The 17465-nt window shown below is 59.7% G+C and carries 18 protein-coding genes and 1 pseudogene; 11 read left to right on the top strand and 8 right to left on the bottom strand.

Annotated elements, in window-relative coordinates; genetic code table 11:
- Nucleotides 1–236: 236 nt before the first annotated feature.
- The gene (locus EII23_RS09435; RefSeq protein WP_124793130.1) at nucleotides 237–1526 is read left to right on the top strand and encodes an RsmB/NOP family class I SAM-dependent RNA methyltransferase; all 1290 of its coding nucleotides are present in this window, start codon (nucleotides 237–239) and stop codon (nucleotides 1524–1526) included.
- On the opposite strand, the gene hypF is transcribed toward EII23_RS09435, so the two are convergent.
- Entirely contained in the window at nucleotides 1527–3920 is a 2394-nt protein-coding gene (hypF, locus tag EII23_RS09430; RefSeq protein WP_124793129.1) for a carbamoyltransferase HypF, read from the bottom strand.
- A gap of 167 nt (nucleotides 3921–4087) precedes the next feature.
- On the opposite strand from hypF, the gene EII23_RS09425 reads away from it, so the two are divergent.
- From EII23_RS09425 to EII23_RS09405, 5 genes are all read left to right on the top strand, one after another.
- Nucleotides 4088–4657 carry a helix-turn-helix domain-containing protein gene (locus EII23_RS09425; protein ID WP_124793128.1) on the top strand — a complete coding sequence of 190 codons (570 nt, stop codon included), beginning with the start codon at nucleotides 4088–4090 and terminating at the stop codon, nucleotides 4655–4657.
- 136 nt (nucleotides 4658–4793) lie between these two features.
- The gene (locus EII23_RS09420) at nucleotides 4794–6470 is read left to right on the top strand and encodes an AMP-binding protein (RefSeq protein ID WP_124793127.1); all 1677 of its coding nucleotides are present in this window, start codon (nucleotides 4794–4796) and stop codon (nucleotides 6468–6470) included.
- 26 nt (nucleotides 6471–6496) lie between these two features.
- Nucleotides 6497–7504 carry a signal peptide peptidase SppA gene (sppA, locus tag EII23_RS09415; RefSeq protein ID WP_124793126.1) on the top strand — a complete coding sequence of 336 codons (1008 nt, stop codon included), beginning with the start codon at nucleotides 6497–6499 and terminating at the stop codon, nucleotides 7502–7504.
- Between the two features lie 38 nt (nucleotides 7505–7542).
- Nucleotides 7543–7863, top strand: a complete 321-nt coding sequence (gene cutA, locus EII23_RS09410) for a divalent-cation tolerance protein CutA (RefSeq protein ID WP_124793125.1) — start codon at nucleotides 7543–7545, stop codon at nucleotides 7861–7863.
- A 67-nt stretch (nucleotides 7864–7930) separates the two neighbouring features.
- Entirely contained in the window at nucleotides 7931–8893 is a 963-nt protein-coding gene (locus tag EII23_RS09405) for a carbohydrate kinase family protein (protein WP_124793124.1), read from the top strand.
- Nucleotides 8894–8993: 100 nt separating this feature from the next.
- Here the strand turns inward: EII23_RS09405 and yedF are convergent, their stop codons facing one another.
- A complete protein-coding gene (gene yedF / locus EII23_RS09400) occupies nucleotides 8994–9626 on the bottom strand; it encodes a sulfurtransferase-like selenium metabolism protein YedF (RefSeq protein ID WP_124793123.1) in 633 nt (210 codons plus the stop codon).
- Between the two features lie 34 nt (nucleotides 9627–9660).
- Nucleotides 9661–10731 carry a selenide, water dikinase SelD gene (gene selD, locus EII23_RS09395; protein WP_124793122.1) on the bottom strand — a complete coding sequence of 357 codons (1071 nt, stop codon included), beginning with the start codon at nucleotides 10729–10731 and terminating at the stop codon, nucleotides 9661–9663.
- A gap of 278 nt (nucleotides 10732–11009) precedes the next feature.
- Between selD and EII23_RS09390 the strand changes: the two genes are divergently transcribed.
- Nucleotides 11010–11252: a hypothetical protein gene (locus EII23_RS09390; RefSeq protein ID WP_124793121.1), complete on the top strand. Its 243-nt coding sequence runs from the start codon at nucleotides 11010–11012 to the stop codon at nucleotides 11250–11252.
- A gap of 131 nt (nucleotides 11253–11383) precedes the next feature.
- Here EII23_RS09390 and EII23_RS09385 read toward each other — a convergent pair whose 3' ends face one another.
- The 4 genes from EII23_RS09385 to EII23_RS09370 form a co-directional block, all read right to left on the bottom strand.
- Nucleotides 11384–12967: an ATP-binding protein gene (locus EII23_RS09385; protein ID WP_124793120.1), complete on the bottom strand. Its 1584-nt coding sequence runs from the start codon at nucleotides 12965–12967 to the stop codon at nucleotides 11384–11386.
- Nucleotides 12964–13632, bottom strand: coding sequence for a response regulator (locus tag EII23_RS09380; RefSeq protein ID WP_409360235.1), 669 nt, complete (start codon nucleotides 13630–13632; stop codon nucleotides 12964–12966). The genes EII23_RS09385 and EII23_RS09380 overlap by 4 nt, the downstream gene beginning before the upstream one ends.
- 76 nt (nucleotides 13633–13708) lie before the next feature.
- Entirely contained in the window at nucleotides 13709–14134 is a 426-nt protein-coding gene (locus EII23_RS09375; RefSeq protein ID WP_124793119.1) for a NirD/YgiW/YdeI family stress tolerance protein, read from the bottom strand.
- A 127-nt stretch (nucleotides 14135–14261) separates the two neighbouring features.
- Nucleotides 14262–14675: a hypothetical protein gene (locus tag EII23_RS09370; protein ID WP_124793118.1), complete on the bottom strand. Its 414-nt coding sequence runs from the start codon at nucleotides 14673–14675 to the stop codon at nucleotides 14262–14264.
- 44 nt (nucleotides 14676–14719) lie between these two features.
- On the opposite strand from EII23_RS09370, the gene EII23_RS09365 reads away from it, so the two are divergent.
- The 3 genes from EII23_RS09365 to EII23_RS09355 all read left to right on the top strand — a co-directional run bounded on the left by EII23_RS09365 (nucleotide 14720) and on the right by EII23_RS09355 (nucleotide 16355).
- Nucleotides 14720–15262, top strand: coding sequence for a DUF134 domain-containing protein (locus tag EII23_RS09365; protein ID WP_124793117.1), 543 nt, complete (start codon nucleotides 14720–14722; stop codon nucleotides 15260–15262).
- An 18-nt stretch (nucleotides 15263–15280) separates the two neighbouring features.
- Nucleotides 15281–15901: a hypothetical protein gene (locus tag EII23_RS12935; RefSeq protein WP_185702352.1), complete on the top strand. Its 621-nt coding sequence runs from the start codon at nucleotides 15281–15283 to the stop codon at nucleotides 15899–15901.
- A 151-nt stretch (nucleotides 15902–16052) separates the two neighbouring features.
- The gene (locus tag EII23_RS09355) at nucleotides 16053–16355 is read left to right on the top strand and encodes a hypothetical protein (RefSeq protein WP_124793116.1); all 303 of its coding nucleotides are present in this window, start codon (nucleotides 16053–16055) and stop codon (nucleotides 16353–16355) included.
- 53 nt (nucleotides 16356–16408) lie between these two features.
- Here the strand turns inward: EII23_RS09355 and EII23_RS13645 are convergent, their stop codons facing one another.
- Nucleotides 16409–16579, bottom strand: coding sequence for a cupin domain-containing protein (locus tag EII23_RS13645; protein ID WP_409360236.1), 171 nt, complete (start codon nucleotides 16577–16579; stop codon nucleotides 16409–16411).
- Nucleotides 16580–17225: 646 nt separating this feature from the next.
- On the opposite strand from EII23_RS13645, the pseudogene EII23_RS13435 reads away from it, so the two are divergent.
- Nucleotides 17226–17354: pseudogene (locus EII23_RS13435) on the top strand (IS4 family transposase); the annotation flags it as partial.
- Between the last annotated feature and the right edge of the window lie 111 nt (nucleotides 17355–17465).

Genomic DNA, 17465 nt, shown 5'->3' with positions numbered 1-17465 from the left:
CAACGCCTGCCCGATAGATACGACCGGAAGAACATGCGGAAAAAATCCGCAGGGTGCGGCTCCGTTTTCCGGCCTTTCGGGGCCGGGAATGCCGCATGCCTGTCTTTCGGCGCGGGTGTTTCGGACGACGGGCGCAGTATACGCGTACTTGCGTGGTCACGCAAGCCGCAAGCCTTTGTGTTTCTCCGGCCCGAAAAAAATCTTGCGGGCTGTCCGGGCCGCCCCTACTATGCGCCATGGCCCCAAAATATTCCCGTTCGTTCCGTTTTGTCTGCGCTCCGGAGCTCCTGCCGCAGGCCGAAGATCTGCTGCGCGCCCAAGGCTATGACTTTGAGCCGGAGCCGTTTTCGGCCTGCTGCCGCCGGCTTGTGGCCGAGCCGCGCCCGCTCGGTTCTTCTCTGGCGGCCTTTTTCGGCTATGTCTATATTCAGGACCGTTCTTCCATGTTGCCGCCTCTGGCCCTGAATCCGCCTCAGGGAGGCGCTGTGCTGGACATGTGCGCAAGCCCCGGCAGCAAGACGGGTTTTCTGGCCCAACTGGTGGGCAGCGCGGGATTTGTGTTGGGCAACGAACCGTCGCCCTCCCGCCTGGGCACTCTGCGCGCCAATCTGCACCAGATGAATCTGCTCCATGCGGCCACCTGCTCCTACAGCGGCGAAAGCCTGCCCCTGCGTTCGGGATCGTGGGATTTTATCCAACTGGACCCGCCCTGTTCGGGCTGGGGAACCGCCCTGAAAAATCCCCGGACGCTCAAACTCTGGCAGGGCGGCAAGATCGGCACTCTCGTGGGTTTGCAACGGCTTTTGCTGCGGCGCGCGGCTGATCTGCTGTCCGGCGGCGGCAGGCTGGTCTACTCCACATGCACCACCAACAGGGCGGAAAATGAGGAGCAGGTTCTGTACGCGGAAGAGCATCTCGGCCTTGAGCGCGTCCCCCTGGAGCCGTTTTCCGGTTTTGCGTGGGAGGAACAGGCGGGCGGGGAAGGCACGCTGCGCGTGGACGGCGCGCGCTCGCAGGCGCAGGGTTTTTACCTTGCCTGCCTGCGCAGAAAAAGCGGAGACAGCGCGGGGCAGCCGCCGGAAGACGCCGCATGCGGCGTACGGCCGGGCGAAAGGGGCTGCCGCCCGGCGGGGGAGGCGCTTTCCGCCGAGGCCCTTGCTGTTCCCGGTTGTGAGGCAGGCCTTCCGGAGGGAGGCCGGGCCGTGCTTTTTGGCGGGCAGGTGCGTTTTGTGCCCCGTCGGGCGGCAGATTTGCTGCCTCCCCATTGCGTCTGGCAGGGCGGTCTGCTGGGCAGGCTGGTGGACGGCAGGCTGGAGGCGGCCGACAGGCTGCGCGCGCTCATGTCGGTGCAGCCCGATCCCGCCAGGGATCTGGTGCTGGAGGATGTTGCCGAAGTCACGCACCTGCTCAACGGGCAGAGCAGGCAGACAGGCCTGAAAGGGCGCGTGGCGGGGTTGTGGTGGCGCGGGCTTCCGCTGGGGCGCATCGCCCTCAGGCAGGGGCGCGCTGTGGCGCGCTTTCGGTAGTCAGCCGTTTTGCCGTGCCAGCATCCGCATGCCCCAGACGGCCTGCCCCAGAGACAGCCCGCCGTCGCCGGGCGGCAGTTCGTGGTGGGTCAGGACGTTCAGCCCCTGCCTGTGCAGGGCCTGCGGCAGCAAAAGGCCCAGCAGGGAATTCTGCATCACCCCGCCCGAAAGGGCCACAACAGAAATGCCTGTCTGTCTGGCGGTCTGTTTGGTCATGAGCGCAAAAGCCTGGGCAAGGCTCAGGTGAAAAAGCGCGGCCGTGCGCGGCGCGGAATAGTTGCGGGCCTGCTCTTCGGCGGCGTGAAAAAACAGCCGTGCGCTGTCGATTTCCAGCAGGCCGTTGACGCTGTCCGGCGTCACGGGCCAGGCCAGAGACAGGTCAGATGCGACCTCCACAGCCTGTCGGGCGGTATGCTCCAGCCGGATGGCGGCCTGCCCTTCGTAGCTCGTGGTGTGGCACAAGCCCAGTTGCGCGGCCACGGCGTCGAACAGGCGCCCGCAACTGGATGTGAGCGGGCAGTTGACGTTCGCGCGGAGCATCTGGCCCACAGCCAGCGCAGCCTGCTCCTCGTGCGGCGGCCAGGGATCGGGCAGCGGCGGGCGGGGGCAGCGGGCCGCCAGCGCCAGGGCTGTACGCCAGGGGTGGCGCACGGCCGCATCGCCGCCGGGCAGGGCAAAGGGTGACAGACGGCCCAGACGCTGCCAGCAGGGTTGATCCAGGTCCACCAGAAGCAGTTCTCCCCCCCAGACGGTGCCGTCGTCGCCCAGTCCCGTGCCGTCCAGGCAGAGAGCCAGAGCCGGTGCGCAGTGGCCGTTTTCCGCCAGCACGGAGGCGGCGTGGGCCGCGTGGTGCTGCAAGCGCCACAGGGGGAGGCCTTCGCGCCGGGCGCGATCTTCGGCGTAGCGGGTGGAGAGAAAGTCCGGGTGCAGGTCGCAGACCAGAGCGTGAGGGCGGATTTTCTGAAGATTCTCCAGATGCGTGATGACCTCGGTGTAAAAATCCAGCGTGGCCGCGTTTTCCAGATCGCCGATGTGCTGGCTGACAAAGGCCCTGTCGGCGAGAGTCAGGCAAACAGTGGCCTTGAGGCCTGCCCCTGCGCCCAGAACGCCGGGGGCGCTGGACGTGAGGCTTTTTGCCAGAAAAACCGGACGCGGCACATAGCCTCGGGCACGGCGGAAAAACAGGGGCTGGGCCGGTTGCGGGCTGCGGGAGGGCGCGGGCTGCGGCTGCAGGGCCACCACGCTGTCGTCCATGCGCACAAGAATGTCGCGGTCGTGCAGCAGCCAGGCATCGGCCAGATGCTCCAGGCGGGCCAGCGCCTCGCGGTTGCGCAGGCAGATGGGCTCTCCGGCGGCGTTGGCCGAAGTCATGACCAATACGGGCGGTTGTGTCTGCCCGGCCAGAAGATCAAAAAGAACGGCATGCAGGGGCGTGTTCGGCAGCATGAGGCCCACATGGTCCGTATCCGGAGCGATTTCGCGCGGCAGATGCGCGTCTGCCCGTACAGGGCAGAGGACAATGGGTTTTTCCGGGCACAGCAGCAGGGCTTCGTGCTGCGGCGTGAGGCAGCAGAAGGAGCGGGCGGACTCCAGACTTCCGGTCATGAGCGCCAGAGGCTTGTGCGGTCGTGTTTTGCGCCGCCGCAGTTCCTGCAGGGCGGCGGGATTGCGCGCATCGCAGGCCAGTTGGAAGCCCCCCAAGCCCTTGAGGGCCAGAATGCCGCCGTTCAGAAGAGTGTCCGCCGCCCGTTCCAGCGCCCGGCGGCGGTTATCGGGCGAGGGGCCGCTGCTGCCTGTGGAATGCCTGTCCACAAACCAGAGGGCGGGGCCGCATGCGGGGCAGGCCACGGGCTGGGCGTGGAAGCGCCTGTCCGCAGGGTTGGCATATTCCGCGGCGCACGACGGGCAAAGGGGAAAGCAGCTCATGGAGGTCATGGCCCGGTCATAGGGAATGGAGCGGGTGATGGTATAGCGCGGGCCGCAATCGGTGCAGTTGGTGAAAGGATAGGCGTGGCGCGGATTGTCCGGGTTGCGCATGTCGTCCAGGCAGGCTTGGCAGACGCCCATGTCCGGGCTGACCAGCACACTGTGCCCTGTCTGCCCCCGGCTGGGGACAATGGCAAAGGCCTGCTCGTTGTCCTGCGGCGGCAGGGGGTGTTCCGTCAGGCCGGCCAGGCGCGCCAGAGGGGGCAGTTCTTCGCGCAGCCGCCGGGCAAAGGCGCGTACGTCGCTTGCGCGTCCCTGCACCTCCATGCGCACGCCGTCCGCAGTATTGCCCACAGAACCGGTCAGCGCGCATTCGTGGGCAAGACGGTAGACAAAGGGGCGAAAGCCGACCCCCTGTACCTGCCCGGCGGCCAGAAAGGCCCGGCGTATGATCTGTTTCTGCGGCATGGGGCAGCGTACCGCAAAGGGGGCCGGCTGTCAGCAGGTGAGCAGCAAGTGGGCAACGGGCGGGCTTTGCGCCTTGCGGATTGGCGGGCTTTTCGCTAGGCTCCGGAACTGGCGGCGGCGCGAAATGCGCCGTCGGCCCCAACCATTTTGTTTATTGAGGAGCAGGCATGTCCCCGGCACACACCATCGGATCCCGCATCCGGACATTTCGCGAAGAGCGTGACATTGATCTGGAAAGTCTGTCCAAAAATACCGGCCTGACCTTGGAATATCTGGAAAAACTGGAATCCGACGCCATTTATCCCAGCATCGGGCCTGTCCAGAAGGTGGCCCGCGCGCTGGGCGTGCGCCTGGGAACCTTTCTGGACGACCAGTTTACCCGTGATCCCATCATCAGCCGCATCTCCAACGAGAACGAGGCTGACGAGGCCCTGCACACAGGGCGCATTCCGCGCCCCAGCTATACCTACCACGCGCTGGGCAAGGGCAAGAACGACCGCAACATGGAGCCCTTTCATGTGCGCATCTACCCCGATTCCAGCGAGCGCAAGACAACATCGCATCAGGGCGAGGAATTTCTGCTTGTGCTCAAGGGGGAATTGCTTGTGGTCTATGGCCGCGAGAATTTTTTGCTCAAGCCCGGCGAAACCATTTATTACAACTCCATTGTGCCCCACTATGTGGGCGCTGCGGGGGAAGAGCCGGTGGAAATTCTGGCCGTAACCTACAATCCCTGACAAGCCTCTGGCGGGAATGTGGGACAAAAAAAGCCGGTGGCCGGAAAGCGCGTTTGGGACGCGGCGGCTTCAAGCGATACCGGGGCGCGGCGGGCGCATGCGCGCACGCGGCGCGTGACCTGTGTGGGAGAGCGGCATGGAAGAAAAGGTTCGTGAGCGTCAGGCGCAGTTCCGATTGCGCGAATGGACACTGGGGCAGATACTGGATCATACGGTGGCCCAGTATCCCGACAGGGATGCCATTGTTTACGCTGATCGCAATTACCGGCAGACCTGGCGGGAATTCGGCGCCCTTGTGGACCGTTTTGCCAAGGGGCTGATGGCCATGGGCATCCAGAAAGGAGAAAAGGTTGCCGTGTGGGCGACCAATGTGCCCTACTGGGTGGCCCTGCAATTCGCCACGGCCAAGATAGGGGCCATTCTGGTCACCGTGAACACCAATTACCGCGAGCATGAAGTGCGGTACCTGCTCACCCATTCCGAATGTGAAAACATTTTTCTTGTGGACAGGGTGCGCGATCACGATTTTCTGGAGACCCTGTACAGCATTGCGCCGGAACTGCGTGTGCAGTCGCGCAAATCCCTGGTCTGCACAAGCCTGCCGCATCTGAAGAGGGTCTGTTTTCTCGGGGCGGAGAAATACCGCGGTATGTATTCCGTGCCGGAGATTCTTTCTCTCGCGGTCATGGTGGACGATGAGGAATTTGCCGCGCGCCAGGCTTCACTGGACCCCTGGGATGTCATCAACATGCAGTATACGTCGGGGACAACGGGCTTTCCGCGCGGGGTCATGCTGACCCATGTGGGGGTGGGGCTCAACGGGTACTGGATCGGCCGTCACCAGAAGTTCGGCCCTGACGACCGCGTTTGCCTGCCGGTGCCCCTGTTCCACTGTTTCGGTTGTGTGCTGGGCGTTTCCGCCGCGGTGAACCACGGTGCCGCCATGATCATTCTGGAATCCTTCAACCCTCTCAAAGTGCTTGCCGCTGTGGACAGCGAGCGGTGCACGGCCCTCTACGGCGTGCCCACCATGTTTCTGGCCGAACTGGAGCACAAGCTCTTCCAGCGTTTCGACCTTTCCTGCCTGCGCACGGGCATCATGGCGGGCTCTGTTTGTCCGGAGCCGCTCATGCGTCGCGTGGTGCAGGACATGCACATGAAGGACATCACCATCTGTTATGGCCTGACAGAAGCCTCCCCCGTCATGACCCAGTCGGACATCAACGATCCCCTGCCGTTGCGGTGCGAAAGCGTGGGTTGTGCCATGCCGGGCATCGAGGTGCGCGTGGCTGACCCCGAAACCTGCGAGGAACTGCCGCGCGGGCAGGCGGGCGAGATCATCTGCCGGGGCTACAATGTCATGAAGGGCTATTACAGAATGCCCGAGGACACTGCCAAGACCATCTCTCCCGATGGCTGGCTGCATTCCGGCGACCTTGGCGTCATGGACGAAAACGGGTATTTGCGGGTCACGGGCCGCATCAAGGACATGATCATCAGGGGCGGGGAAAACGTTTATCCGCGCGAGGTGGAAGAATTTCTCCTGGGCATGCCCGGTCTTCTGGATGTGCAGGTTGTGGGCGTGCCCAGCCGCAAATACGGTGAGGAAGTGGCCGCCTTTGTCATCCCCCGCCCGGATATGGAGATTTTTCCTGAAGACGTGCGCCATTTCTGCCGCGGCAAGATCGCCTGGTACAAAACTCCCCGCTTTGTCCATATGGTGACGGGTTTTCCGTTGACGGCCAGCGGCAAGATACAGAAGTACAAACTGCGCGAGATGGCCGCAGAACTGTGGCCCGAAGCCATGCAGTAAACCCCCGGAACAGGGAGGTTTGGAAAGTGTCCGACAACCGGCCCCTCTGCGGCGACACGGCTGCTCTTTCTGCCGATTCCGGTTTGGCCGCCCGCGGTGCTTCCGGCTGCCCTCTGGCCCATATTCCGGCTTCCGCATGGCAGGGGCTTTTGCGGCCCCCCTTGCGCAAGCGTCGGCCTTTGCTGTTCTGGGGGGGTGTGCTTCTGGCCCTGACCGTGCTGGGAGGGCTGGCTCTGGGGAGCGGGGACGAGTCTTTTGTGAGCGGCCCGCGCATTGCGCTGGTCAGTGTGAACGGCCCCATACTCAAGGCCGAGCCTGTGCTTGATTGGATACGCAAGGTGGAGCGCAATCCGGCGGTCAAGGGCGTGCTGGTGCGGGTGGACTCTCCCGGAGGCGGGGCCGCAGCCTCGCAGGAAATCCATGACGCCATTGCCGCTCTTGCCCAAAAAATGCCCGTGGCAGTGAGCATGGGAGGGATGGCGGCCTCCGGGGGGCTGATGGTCAGCGTTGCCGGAACGCGTGTGTTTGCCAACCCGTCCACCGTCACCGGTTCCATCGGGGTGCGCATGGACATTCCCCAGGTGCGGGGCCTGCTGGACAAGGTGGGCGTGGGGCAGGAAACCCTGACCACCGCTCCCTACAAGGACGCCGGTTCCTGGCTGCATCCCCTGACGCGCGAGCAGCGCGAGTATTTTGCGGCGGTTCTGGGCGACATGCACCAGCAGTTTGTGGACATTGTTGCCCGAGGACGCCGGATGGAGCGCGCGCAGGCCGCACAGCTTGCCGACGGCAGGATATTCACCGGGCGCGAGGCGCTCAAGGCCGGGCTGGTGGACGAGATGGGCGGGCAGGCCGTAGCTCTGGACTGGCTGGCCGGGGAAAGCGGAGTGCCCGCAGGCCGCAGGCTGCTTGTACGCCCCAAGGAAGGGGACTGGCTGTCCCGCGCGCTCAAGGTCTGGCTGGGAGTGGATCTTGACGGTCTGGGCGCGCTGGCCGGGCGCGGGGCCGCGCCGGTCTTTCTGTTCCAGATGTAGACTTTGCCCGCGCCGCATGCTCTTGCAGGAGGGCGCACATGGAATATCTGGCATATGTCACCGCCCCGTCCATGGACGAGGCCCGGCGGCTGGCCCGCATGCTGGTGGAAAAAAAGCTGGCTGCGGGCGTCAACGTTGTGCCGGGGGCATGGTCTGTGTACCGCTGGCAGGGGAAAATATGCGAAGCCGGGGAATGCCTGCTGCTGGCACAGGTAAGCCAAGAAGCCCTGCCGGACTTTCAGCAGGCTGTGCTGGCGGAACACAGCTACGAATTGCCCTGCATTGTGGCTCTCCCCCTGGAAGGACACGCGCCTTTTCTGCGCTGGATCGCGGAAAACAGCCGGGCGCGGGATTTCTGATTTTCTGGCGCATGCCGGGCGTGACCGGCCGCGCCGCATGCCAAAAAAACTGTCGTGAGGATCGCACATGGCCATTTATGTTTCCGGTTCCCTGGCTTTTGACCGCATCATGACTTTTCCCGGAAATTTTCAGGACCATATCCTGATGGACAAGCTGCACATGATCAATGTCAGCTTCATGGTGGACTGCATGGACGAGCGGCGCGGAGGCTGCGCGGGCAATATCGCCTATTCTCTGGCCTTGCTGGGCGAAAAACCGGTCATTGTGGCGGCCGCAGGCCGCGATTTCGAGCCGTATGCGGCAGCCCTGGCGGCAAAGGGGCTGCCGCTGGAGGGCATACGGCGTGATGCGGAGGTGTTTACCGCGCTCTGCTACATCACCACGGACCTCAACAGCAACCAGATCACGGGTTTTTACCCGGGGGCCATGAGCCTTGCCGCAGACTATGCTTTTCCGTCCGTCGATGCGGACAGGGACATGGCCATCATTTCTCCGGGCAATGTGGACGACATGCGGCGTCTGCCCGCATTTTACCGCGAAAAGGGCGTTCCCTACATTTTTGATCCCGGCCAGCAACTGCCTGTTCTGGGAAAGGACGATCTGCTGTCGGCCATTGAGGGGTCTTTCGCCTGCGTTACCAACGATTATGAACTGAACATGATCTGCAAGGCCACGGGCAAAAGTGAAGACGAACTGTTGGGGCGTACCCTGTGGCTGGTGACCACGCTCGGTGCCGACGGCGCTCTGGTGCGCGGCGCTGACGGAACAGAGGTGCGCATTCCGGCTGTGCCCCCCCGCGAGGTGGTGGACCCCACCGGAGCGGGCGATGCGCACCGCGCGGGCATGATCAAGGGGCTTGTGCACGGCCTGCCCCTGCCCGAAGCCGCCAGGCTGGGCTCTGTCAGCGCCAGTTTTGCCCTGGAAAAGCTGGGAACCCAGGAGCACGAATACGACATGCACCAATTCCGGCAGCGGTATGAGGACGCGTTCGGGCCGCTGCCTGCCTGCCTGTCTGGCGGGAAAAAATAGGAAAAAGGGGGTCGGCGACCCCCTTGTGTCCGAATTTTTGGCGGGCCGTGCGCGTCAAAGCGCACATGCCCCGCATCCTTTTTGGGGCCGCTTTTTGCGGTCAGACGCGAACAATCTTGTGGGCCGTCTGCATGCTGGTCACCACATCAAGCATGTTGGTGGTTTCGCCCACCCTTTTTTTGTCCATCAGGCCAAAGTGTTCGAGGCAGGTGCCGCAGACCAGAATGCTGACCCCGGCCTGCTCCAGTGCGCGCAACTGGTCCAGTGCCGGGCTGCCCTCGGCGGCAAGGGTCACGCCTCCGTTCAGAAGAACAATGCGCCAGAGGGCTGGCCCCATTTCCGGCAGGGTTGCGAGAAAATTTTTCATGAGTTTGGCCCCCAGCGCGTCATCGCCGCTGCCGAAGACAGGAGCGATGATCATGACCAGAGTGCGCATGTCTTCCGCTGCAACCGGGCAGGCGTATTGGGAAAGGTCTTCTGCGCTGCCTGCACCGGCATCAGTGACCGGCCCGGCAGAGTCCGTGTGGGCGCGTATGCGCCACAGGGTGCCTTCCTGCGCATGCGTGACCGCGTACTCCTTGCTGCGCAGAAAACGGCTGACGTTTTCAAGCCCGGCCTGATTGTCCACAATGACTTCAAGGTCTGCGGGGCGCGAGTTTTTCAGCAGTTGCAGAAGCTGCATGACCGGCTGGGGACAGGGCATGTTTTGGCAGTTGATGCTGACAGGTTTCATACATTCCTCGCAGGTATTCGGGATGGATGCGCGTTCAGGCGATGTGCAGCCGCGGCCCGCCCGACGCCTTCCGGACAGAGCCGATGACATGGCCGCTGTCGCCGCTTTGGGCCAGGATGTCCCTGGCTTTGTCGATATTTTCGGGATCCAGGGCCAGAAGGATACCGCCCGATGTTTGCGCGTCAAACACAATGTCCAGCCGGTAGGGATTGACGTTGGGACTGACGCTGGTGTCCTTCATGCGGTATTGTTTGTTGGCATGGCTGCCTGCGGGCAAAAGGCCCATTGCGGCCAATTCCAGCACGCGGGGCAGCAGGGGAAGGGCTTCGGACTCGATATGCACATCAACGCCCGAGGCCTCGGCCATTTCCAGAACGTGTCCCCCGAGGCCGAATCCGGTGATGTCCGTGGCCGCCGCGAGACGCAGTTCGCGGATGACCCGGCCGCCCCCCGCATTGAGCCGTGCCGCATTGGCAATCAGGGCATGCTCCAGTTCTTCCGCGCCGTCCAGCCCCACTTTGACGGCTGTGGACAAAAGGCCCGTGCCCAAAGGCTTGGTCAGCATGAGCACCTGACCGGGCTTCAGGTTGGTATTGGCGGCAAAGCTGTCCGGAGAGACAATCCCCGTGACGGAAAGCCCGTACTTGACTTCCGGATCGTTGACGCTGTGCCCTCCTGCCAGCGCGCAATGGGCTTCTTCGAGCTTTGAGGCCCCGCCGGCCAGTATCTGCTCCAGCACCGAGGCAGGCATGTCCTGCACGGGAAAGCAGACAATATTCATGGCGCACCAGGGTTCGCCGCCCATGGCATAAACGTCCGAAAGCGCGTTGGCTGCGGCGATCTGTCCAAAGGCAAAGGGATCGTTGACAACGGGGGTGAAGAAATCCAGCGTCTGCACCAAGGCCATGCCAGCGGGCAGGCTGACCACAGCGGCGTCTTCGTTGCTGTCGCTGCGGGTGAGCAGGCGTTTTTTGCCCGCCGCGTTGACCGGAAGCCTCCCCAGCAACCCTGCCAGGACATGGGGAGGGATTTTGGCCGCGCAACCGGCCGCGTGGCTTTTGTCCATGAGCCGGACAGGACTATCGGTTCCGGGACTGGAAAACATGGTCTGCATCCTTGTTGCAAGTGGGGAGAGCAAAGGCGCCAAACAGCATTTTGGCTGTTGGCAGCAGTGGTGCTGAACAAAGAGAGGAAGATGACATCCCTGCGGCAGGGGTGTGGAAAGAAGATCTTACCGGGAAGGTGGGCAATGCAAAGAGAAACCTCCAACCTGGAGGCCGGAAGACATTCATTGCCTTCGCCCCATCAGGGGATGCGCCATGTGTCTGCAATACTCCGGGCACATGAGGCTCCTCCTCGCAAAAATCCAAAACAAGCGGAACCATGAAGAGCAAAAAATACTCTTTCATCCCGTTGATGGCAAGGCGCCGCAAAAATTTTGTCCGGAGTGCGGAGGTATTTCTTCATGTCATGCCGTTTTGGATATTTTCCGGCATCAAGCCCGAAACCGTGGACAATACCACGATAATTACGGCGGCAAAAGCCCGTGGCTCTTGCCGTCAACGCCCATTTTCATTGAAGCAAAGAAAGATAACGCTCAATCTTTCAGAAGATCGGCTCCAGTGACAAGCGTCTTGATCGTAGGGAGCCTGGCCGCCGCCCACTTGGAACAGGTGCCCGCGAATGCTTGCCGGCAGGGGCGTCCGGTTGATATGGTGTGTTTGATACTCCCATCAAAACGGAGTTCCCCATTTCTCTCAAGGGTTCCCTGTCAGAGACAGGTCGGGGCTGCCCCAGTTGAGCGTCACGCGAAAACAGGCATCAATTCTGCCCGTTTTTTCTTTTCGTGCCTGTACGGTCAGACCGAAGCCGTGTATTTCAGCTATCCGCTTCACAATGGAGAGTCCCAGGCCGCTGCCGGATTCTTCCTGGCCGGGAGGACGAAAGAAGCGCTCGCCAAGTCGTGCCGCATGGGCTTCCGGCAGCGCCGGCGCGCTGTTTTCAATGGTCAGGCGATTGTTTTCAAGAAAAATGCGTATCTGGCCGTTTCGGGGAGTGTACAGGACGGCATTGTTCAGAAGATTGCGCAGCAGCATGGAAACGAGGGCAGGGTATCCTTGTGTTGATGCTTTCAGAGGTGCGCACGCATAATCCAGGGTCACTCCCTTCATCCCGGCTTTTGGCCGGTATTCCCGCACCAAATCATCCAGTTGGGCGGACCAGTCCACGTCGCCGCGCAACAGTCCGGCAGAGTGTGTGCCCGCGACTACGGTTTCATCCATGGCGTCCAAGCGTGAGAGGGCCAGCAGTTGTTCCACCAGTCTGGCACAACGGTCTATGCCTTGCAGCAGGAAGTCAAGCGCTTCCCTTCTGGTCTTTCCGGATATTTCTTCCTGAGTGGCGACCTGAGCCTGTATCCGAAGGCCCGCAAGCGGCGTCCGCAGTTCGTGAGCAGCATCGGAAATAAAAGCGCGTTCGCGCGCAAGCATCGCGTTTGTCTTCGCAAAGAATCCGTTGAGGGCCTGGGCCATGGGCAGCGTTTCAAAAGGGATTTTCCCGACATCAAGAGGTGTTGCGTCTTCAGGGGCTCTTGTACGGAGTTGCTTAGCCATGGCGCGTAACGGAGCCAGTTCGCGGCTCAGGAGGAAAACGAAACCCAGTAACAGCACGGGAAGCAATAAAAGCCAGGGAATAAGCTGTCTGCTGAGCATTCCCCACGCCATATCCTGCCGGTAATCGACTTCCTGCCCCACTGCGATGATATGTTGGCCGTCCTTTGCGGCAAGCCGGACTATGCGCCAGACGTCTCCTTTTCCCCCGGACAGCCGCACGTCGGAGAATCCCCTTTTATCCGGCTCAAAGGGGAAGTGCCGTCCGCTTTTGGCATCGGCCATGACGAGTTGCCCGGTGTTGGTGAATACGGCGAATCCAAGCGCGTCTTCTTCCAGGTGTCCCATGGCTTTTTTGCCCACTCCGGATGGTTTTTCCCTGGTTCTGAACAATATTGCGGTATTCTTAGCAAAATCCGTTTCGGCCAATCTTTTCGCAAAAAGCATCTGCTGGGTGTCGAAAAATTCGTTTATGTAGCCCTTGCATTCTATCCAGGCGAAAAAAGCTGCAACAAGCCACGCGATCATAAGAAAAACCGCGAAAAAAACGCTGAGGCGCAGATGCAGGCTTTTTCTGCTCACCGGAAAATTGTCAAAATACCCCCGTACGCGCGACAGGAAAGCCAGACCCCAGGCAAGAAGTTTGGCCGCGCCTGCTGGTGTTTTCAAAGTCCATGAGCCGATACACGACATGATGGTTGTGCGCTTTGTGTTTTCCCGGTGGATGTTCATGGTGCGACTTCTCCCAAAGTGTAGCCCACGCCATGAACCGTTTTTATGAAGCCGGATCCCAGTTTGCGTCTGATGCGATGCACAAGCACCTCGACGGAGTTGCTGCTCACTTCTTCTCCCCAAGGGTAGAGTTTTTCTTCTACCGCATTTTTGGGAAGCACGTTTTGTTTGTTGAGCAGCAATAACTCTACCAGCATCAGCTCTTTGGAGCCGAGCGTGACAGGTTTGCCGTCCAGAAAAACAGCCCGGGTTTCCGGGTTGAAGCTGACCGGGCCATGGTTGAGAAATTGCGTTGGAACACCGTGTCTTCGCCGGATCAACGCACGCAAGCGCGCCGCAACCTCTCTCAGATCAAAGGGCTTGCCCAGGTAGTCGTCCGCGCCCAGATTTAGTCCTTCCAGCTTTTGGCTGAGTGCGTCTCTGGCTGTAAGCACCAATACGGGGACTTCGTTGCCGGAGGCGCGCCAGTTTTGCAGAATATCCAACCCGTCAGCACCCGGCAGGCCGAGATCAAGAATTACGGCGTCGTAGTCGGCGGAAAGCAGCGCATCTCGACCCACGACCCCGTTTCTGAACCAGTCCACGGAAATCCGTGTTTGGGCAACCCCATTTTCAGGCCATTGCCGATCAGAGTGTCGTCTTCCACCAGCAGTATGCGCATACAAGTTTTCCCGCCCTTACCATGATGGAGCACGTGATACGCCGCGCCGGAACCGCTTCCGGCGCGGCGGCAGTTGTGCGTCAACGCTTGATTATTTGTTTGACCTCAATTTTAACCTCCGACCAGTCCTTGTCAACTTTGCCCTGAATTTCCACGAGATCATTGGGGCCGATATTTTGGGCCGGCCATCTTTTATCGCTGATTTCAACAGTGATGGTTCCGGTCTCATCCTTGAACATATAGTGTTTTCCGCCAAGGCGCTGGATAATGTTCCCCTTGAGCGCGACCCGGGTGTCGTCGCGCATACCCTTGGTCTGTTCCACTGTCACCAGGGCAGGGCCAGGGCCGCTGTAGCCGCTGCCATTTCGTCCATAGTCATCATTGCCACTGGCAAAAATCTGTTCTGCTCCAAGGACGAGCATGAGAGCAAGGGCCAATGTGAAAAAAAGGGACTGGTAGCCTTTGATGGCAGCGCCGCTGGTTGCATGCATGTTTTTTGTCGTCATGGTATCCTCCGCTGGTTGATTTTTCCGAGTTCCATTTCCCGGTTGAGTACAGTTAACCACTCCCAGCTTACGAAAAACTTACATGAAGAAAATTTTGTGTTTTTCTGCGAAAATCCCTTCAAGCCGTTCATTTGAAATCGGCTTCATGACCAGAGCCCGATCCCGGCCTGTATGACTCCACACGCGCCGGAGGCAGATTCCCCCATACGATCGAAGTCGAGATGGGCGTAAGCCGGTTGTTTTGCAGTGGAAATTTGAGCCGTAAAGCATAACGGTATTGAATGGGCATGCCGCCTCTTTTCCGCAACACCAAATCCAACTCCCGCAGTATGTTTTCAGTGCGGCGCGGCCCCAGCGTCCTGAATGGCAGAGAAGAAACCACAGCGGATATTTTTTTGCCCGGAACTTCCCGATCCAGAACCGTTTTTAACTCCTCGGCGTCCGCAACGATAAACCGGACATCGGGGCAGCGGTCTGTAAAAATTTTTTCGTCCCCCTTGACGGCCTCGGCGGGCATGGTTATATATGAAATATATTTCATAATCGGAGGCCCAAGGAGTGCATCCGCAAGCCGCAGGAGAATGTATGCGTCCCCACAAGGCCCGTATTGTAAGCCGTATTCCCAAGTGCCTTCTGTTTTGCTCCTCATCGGACGCGGCAGAGGGCCTGAACGCGGAAGCAGTGACCCTGGGGCTGGACATGCTGGAGGCCATGCGGCTTGTGGATGCGGAGGGCATGTCGCAGGAGGCTGCGGCGCGGAGGATGAACATTTCCACGCCCACCCTCTGCCGCATTCTCGGACAGGGGCGGCGGTTGGCGGCTCTGGCCTTGAGCTCCGGAAAAACCATCACCATTCAGGGAGGCAATATCATGTGCGGAAATGAAATGCAGGGACACGGGCACGGTTGCTGTCACGGGCATGGCGGGCATGGCCGGAAGAGCATGCAGTCTGCCGACGGAGCATGCTGCGGCGAAGGTTCCGGGCACGGTCAGGGCAGGCGGCGCGGATGCCACGGTAAAGGCGCGGGGCACGGATGTCACGGCGAGGGCCGCGGCGGGCGCTGTGCGGAGGACAGGGGAGATATTGCCGTATCCGGCACGGATGTTCCGGCCACGGTGGAATTTTAGGCAGTTCGGGAGGCAATGATGAAAGGCAACATTCTCGGCGGTCTTGGCGGGCTTCTGGGTATGGGGCTGCTTTCCGGAGGAGCCATGCGGGGCGGTGCCTCCCTGTTGGGCACGCTGGTCGGCGGCCTGGGCAGATCTGCAGGAGGTGGTTGCGGGCGCGGCAGTGGTCGTGGAAGCGGCAGGCGTGGCGGATGCGGCAGTGACGGCAACGCTCTGGCGGAGGTTCTGCAGCAGGCCCTGCAGCGTCTTGCCTCCTCTCCTCCCTCTGCGGGAATCGGTGCAGGCGCGGGTGCTGCCGCATTGCCTCAGACGCAGGCCGAAATCATTGATGTGTCTGCCTTGCGCAAGCCCGAGACTGAAACCGCCCAAAAGGAAGCCCTGATTCTCCTGGCCGACTCGCTTTCCAGCCATATTCCTGGACGTGCGCGTGTGCGGCATGACGGCCTCAGGAATCATGCGGCCTTCACAAGGCTGCGGCAGGCATTGCTTGCCGCGGGATTCTGCGATGCTGTTTTCAGCGCAGCCACCGGTTCCGTCCTGCTGACCTGGGACGCAGAAAAATGGGATACGGCGGAGTTTTTTGCCGCTGCTGCGCCGCTGGGCGAATATCTTCTGGCTTGTGAAAACGGAGTGGCCTGACGAGCGGGCTCCGCCAAGCGGTGGTTGCCGCCAGGTCTGGAGCGGGCCGGAACCTTCCGGTCCGCTCCGCAGGTTTTTTATCGACTTTGAATTTCTTTTTCTATAAAGTGGATTTTTGACGACTGATTTTTTCAAGCAAGGAGTATCCGACATGTACAACCGTTTCGGCACCACGGCGGAGATGGTCATCCAGCCGGTTGAGGAAAAAGGAGAAACATTTTTGCTGGCCATTGACAGCCGGGGGCTGTACATGACCACTGCCACCTATGTGGACAGGCCTTCGGCCGACCGCAACCGTTTCAGCCTGACACGGGAAAACACCAATGCGCGGCTTGTCGCCCTGGGGCTTGACCCCGATGCGCTGTGGAAAGACAACCAGCACCGCATTCAGGCAGTTGTTGTGGAAACCAGAAAAGTGAATCCGCTCAAGGCCTCCAAGCGCGGCTCCAGATAGAATATTGCGGACGGGTTATCTTCAGTTCGTATACAGAATCAGCGCGACAAACTTCAGGTCTTCCTGTCTGTCGTTGAGCACCTGTGCCGCTCGCCGTCCACCGTGACATCGCCGGCCTTGACGGGGATCTGGCGGTCATTGTCCGTATACAGGCCTTGGCCTTCCAGAATATAGCAGATTTCCTTCTCGCCCTTGTGCGTGTGGGGGGCCGATTTTCCCGGCAGACCATGCTTCTCCGTTGCATTGGCTGCAGGCCGTGGCGCATGCGTCAGATAGCTCCAGCAGTCAGACTGCGTTGCTTGGCCGGAGACTAATGAGGCCAGCGTATTTTATAGCACAGACTTTATTTTCTGCAATATTATGTCAACGGTGCTTTTTGAGATTCCTTTTTTGTCAATAGAAAATATCATGTCCGTATCTTTGGTTTCCAAGAATAAAAAAGTGTTTGAGTTTCCAGCAATATATGCTTTTTTCCCATTCATCAACTTAAAGAGTCCGTTTTTTTCTTCAAATGCATAATATGCCCAAATTTTATAACGTATATCTGGGATATCTTTTTTTGTATAATATTTGTAGATAGTATTTCATTAAATGGAATAGTTTTTTTTAAAAATCCTCCTGAATATGTTATGGATGATTCTGTAATTATAATTGTTGATTTTTGAAAAGAGTAGCAAAGAATGATTGTCATTATCACGACAACAAAAACAATAGATATAACTGCTATTTCAAATGTTGAGCTTGATGATAGTAACTTTACGGCTGTATAAAAAATGATCCCCCCAAAAAGAAAAATAAAAAAAATATTTGTTTTCTGTGAAAATGCGATAATTGTTTCTTTTTTCTCCAGCAGTTATAGCATCTCCTGTTTTTATTGATTCTTTGTGGTTTTGGCTTCTTGGCGAAAAGGGAGTTTTCTTTGTGACCCGTCTGAGACAGAACGCCGTGTACAAGCTTCTGGAACGCCGTCCGGCAGACCGGACAAAAGGAATCACCTCCCATTATCTTGACCTGTAATCCCCCCCAAAAATGGTAGCGTTTGAAAGTAGAATTTCCCATACTCATGAAGCGGGAGATTTTACATGAAAAAATCACGGTTTACAGACAGCC

Source organism: Desulfovibrio sp. OH1186_COT-070 (assembly GCF_003860215.1).
In the GTDB taxonomy this organism is placed as follows: domain Bacteria; phylum Desulfobacterota; class Desulfovibrionia; order Desulfovibrionales; family Desulfovibrionaceae; genus Desulfovibrio.
This window is presented reverse-complemented; position numbering and strand designations above follow the sequence as displayed.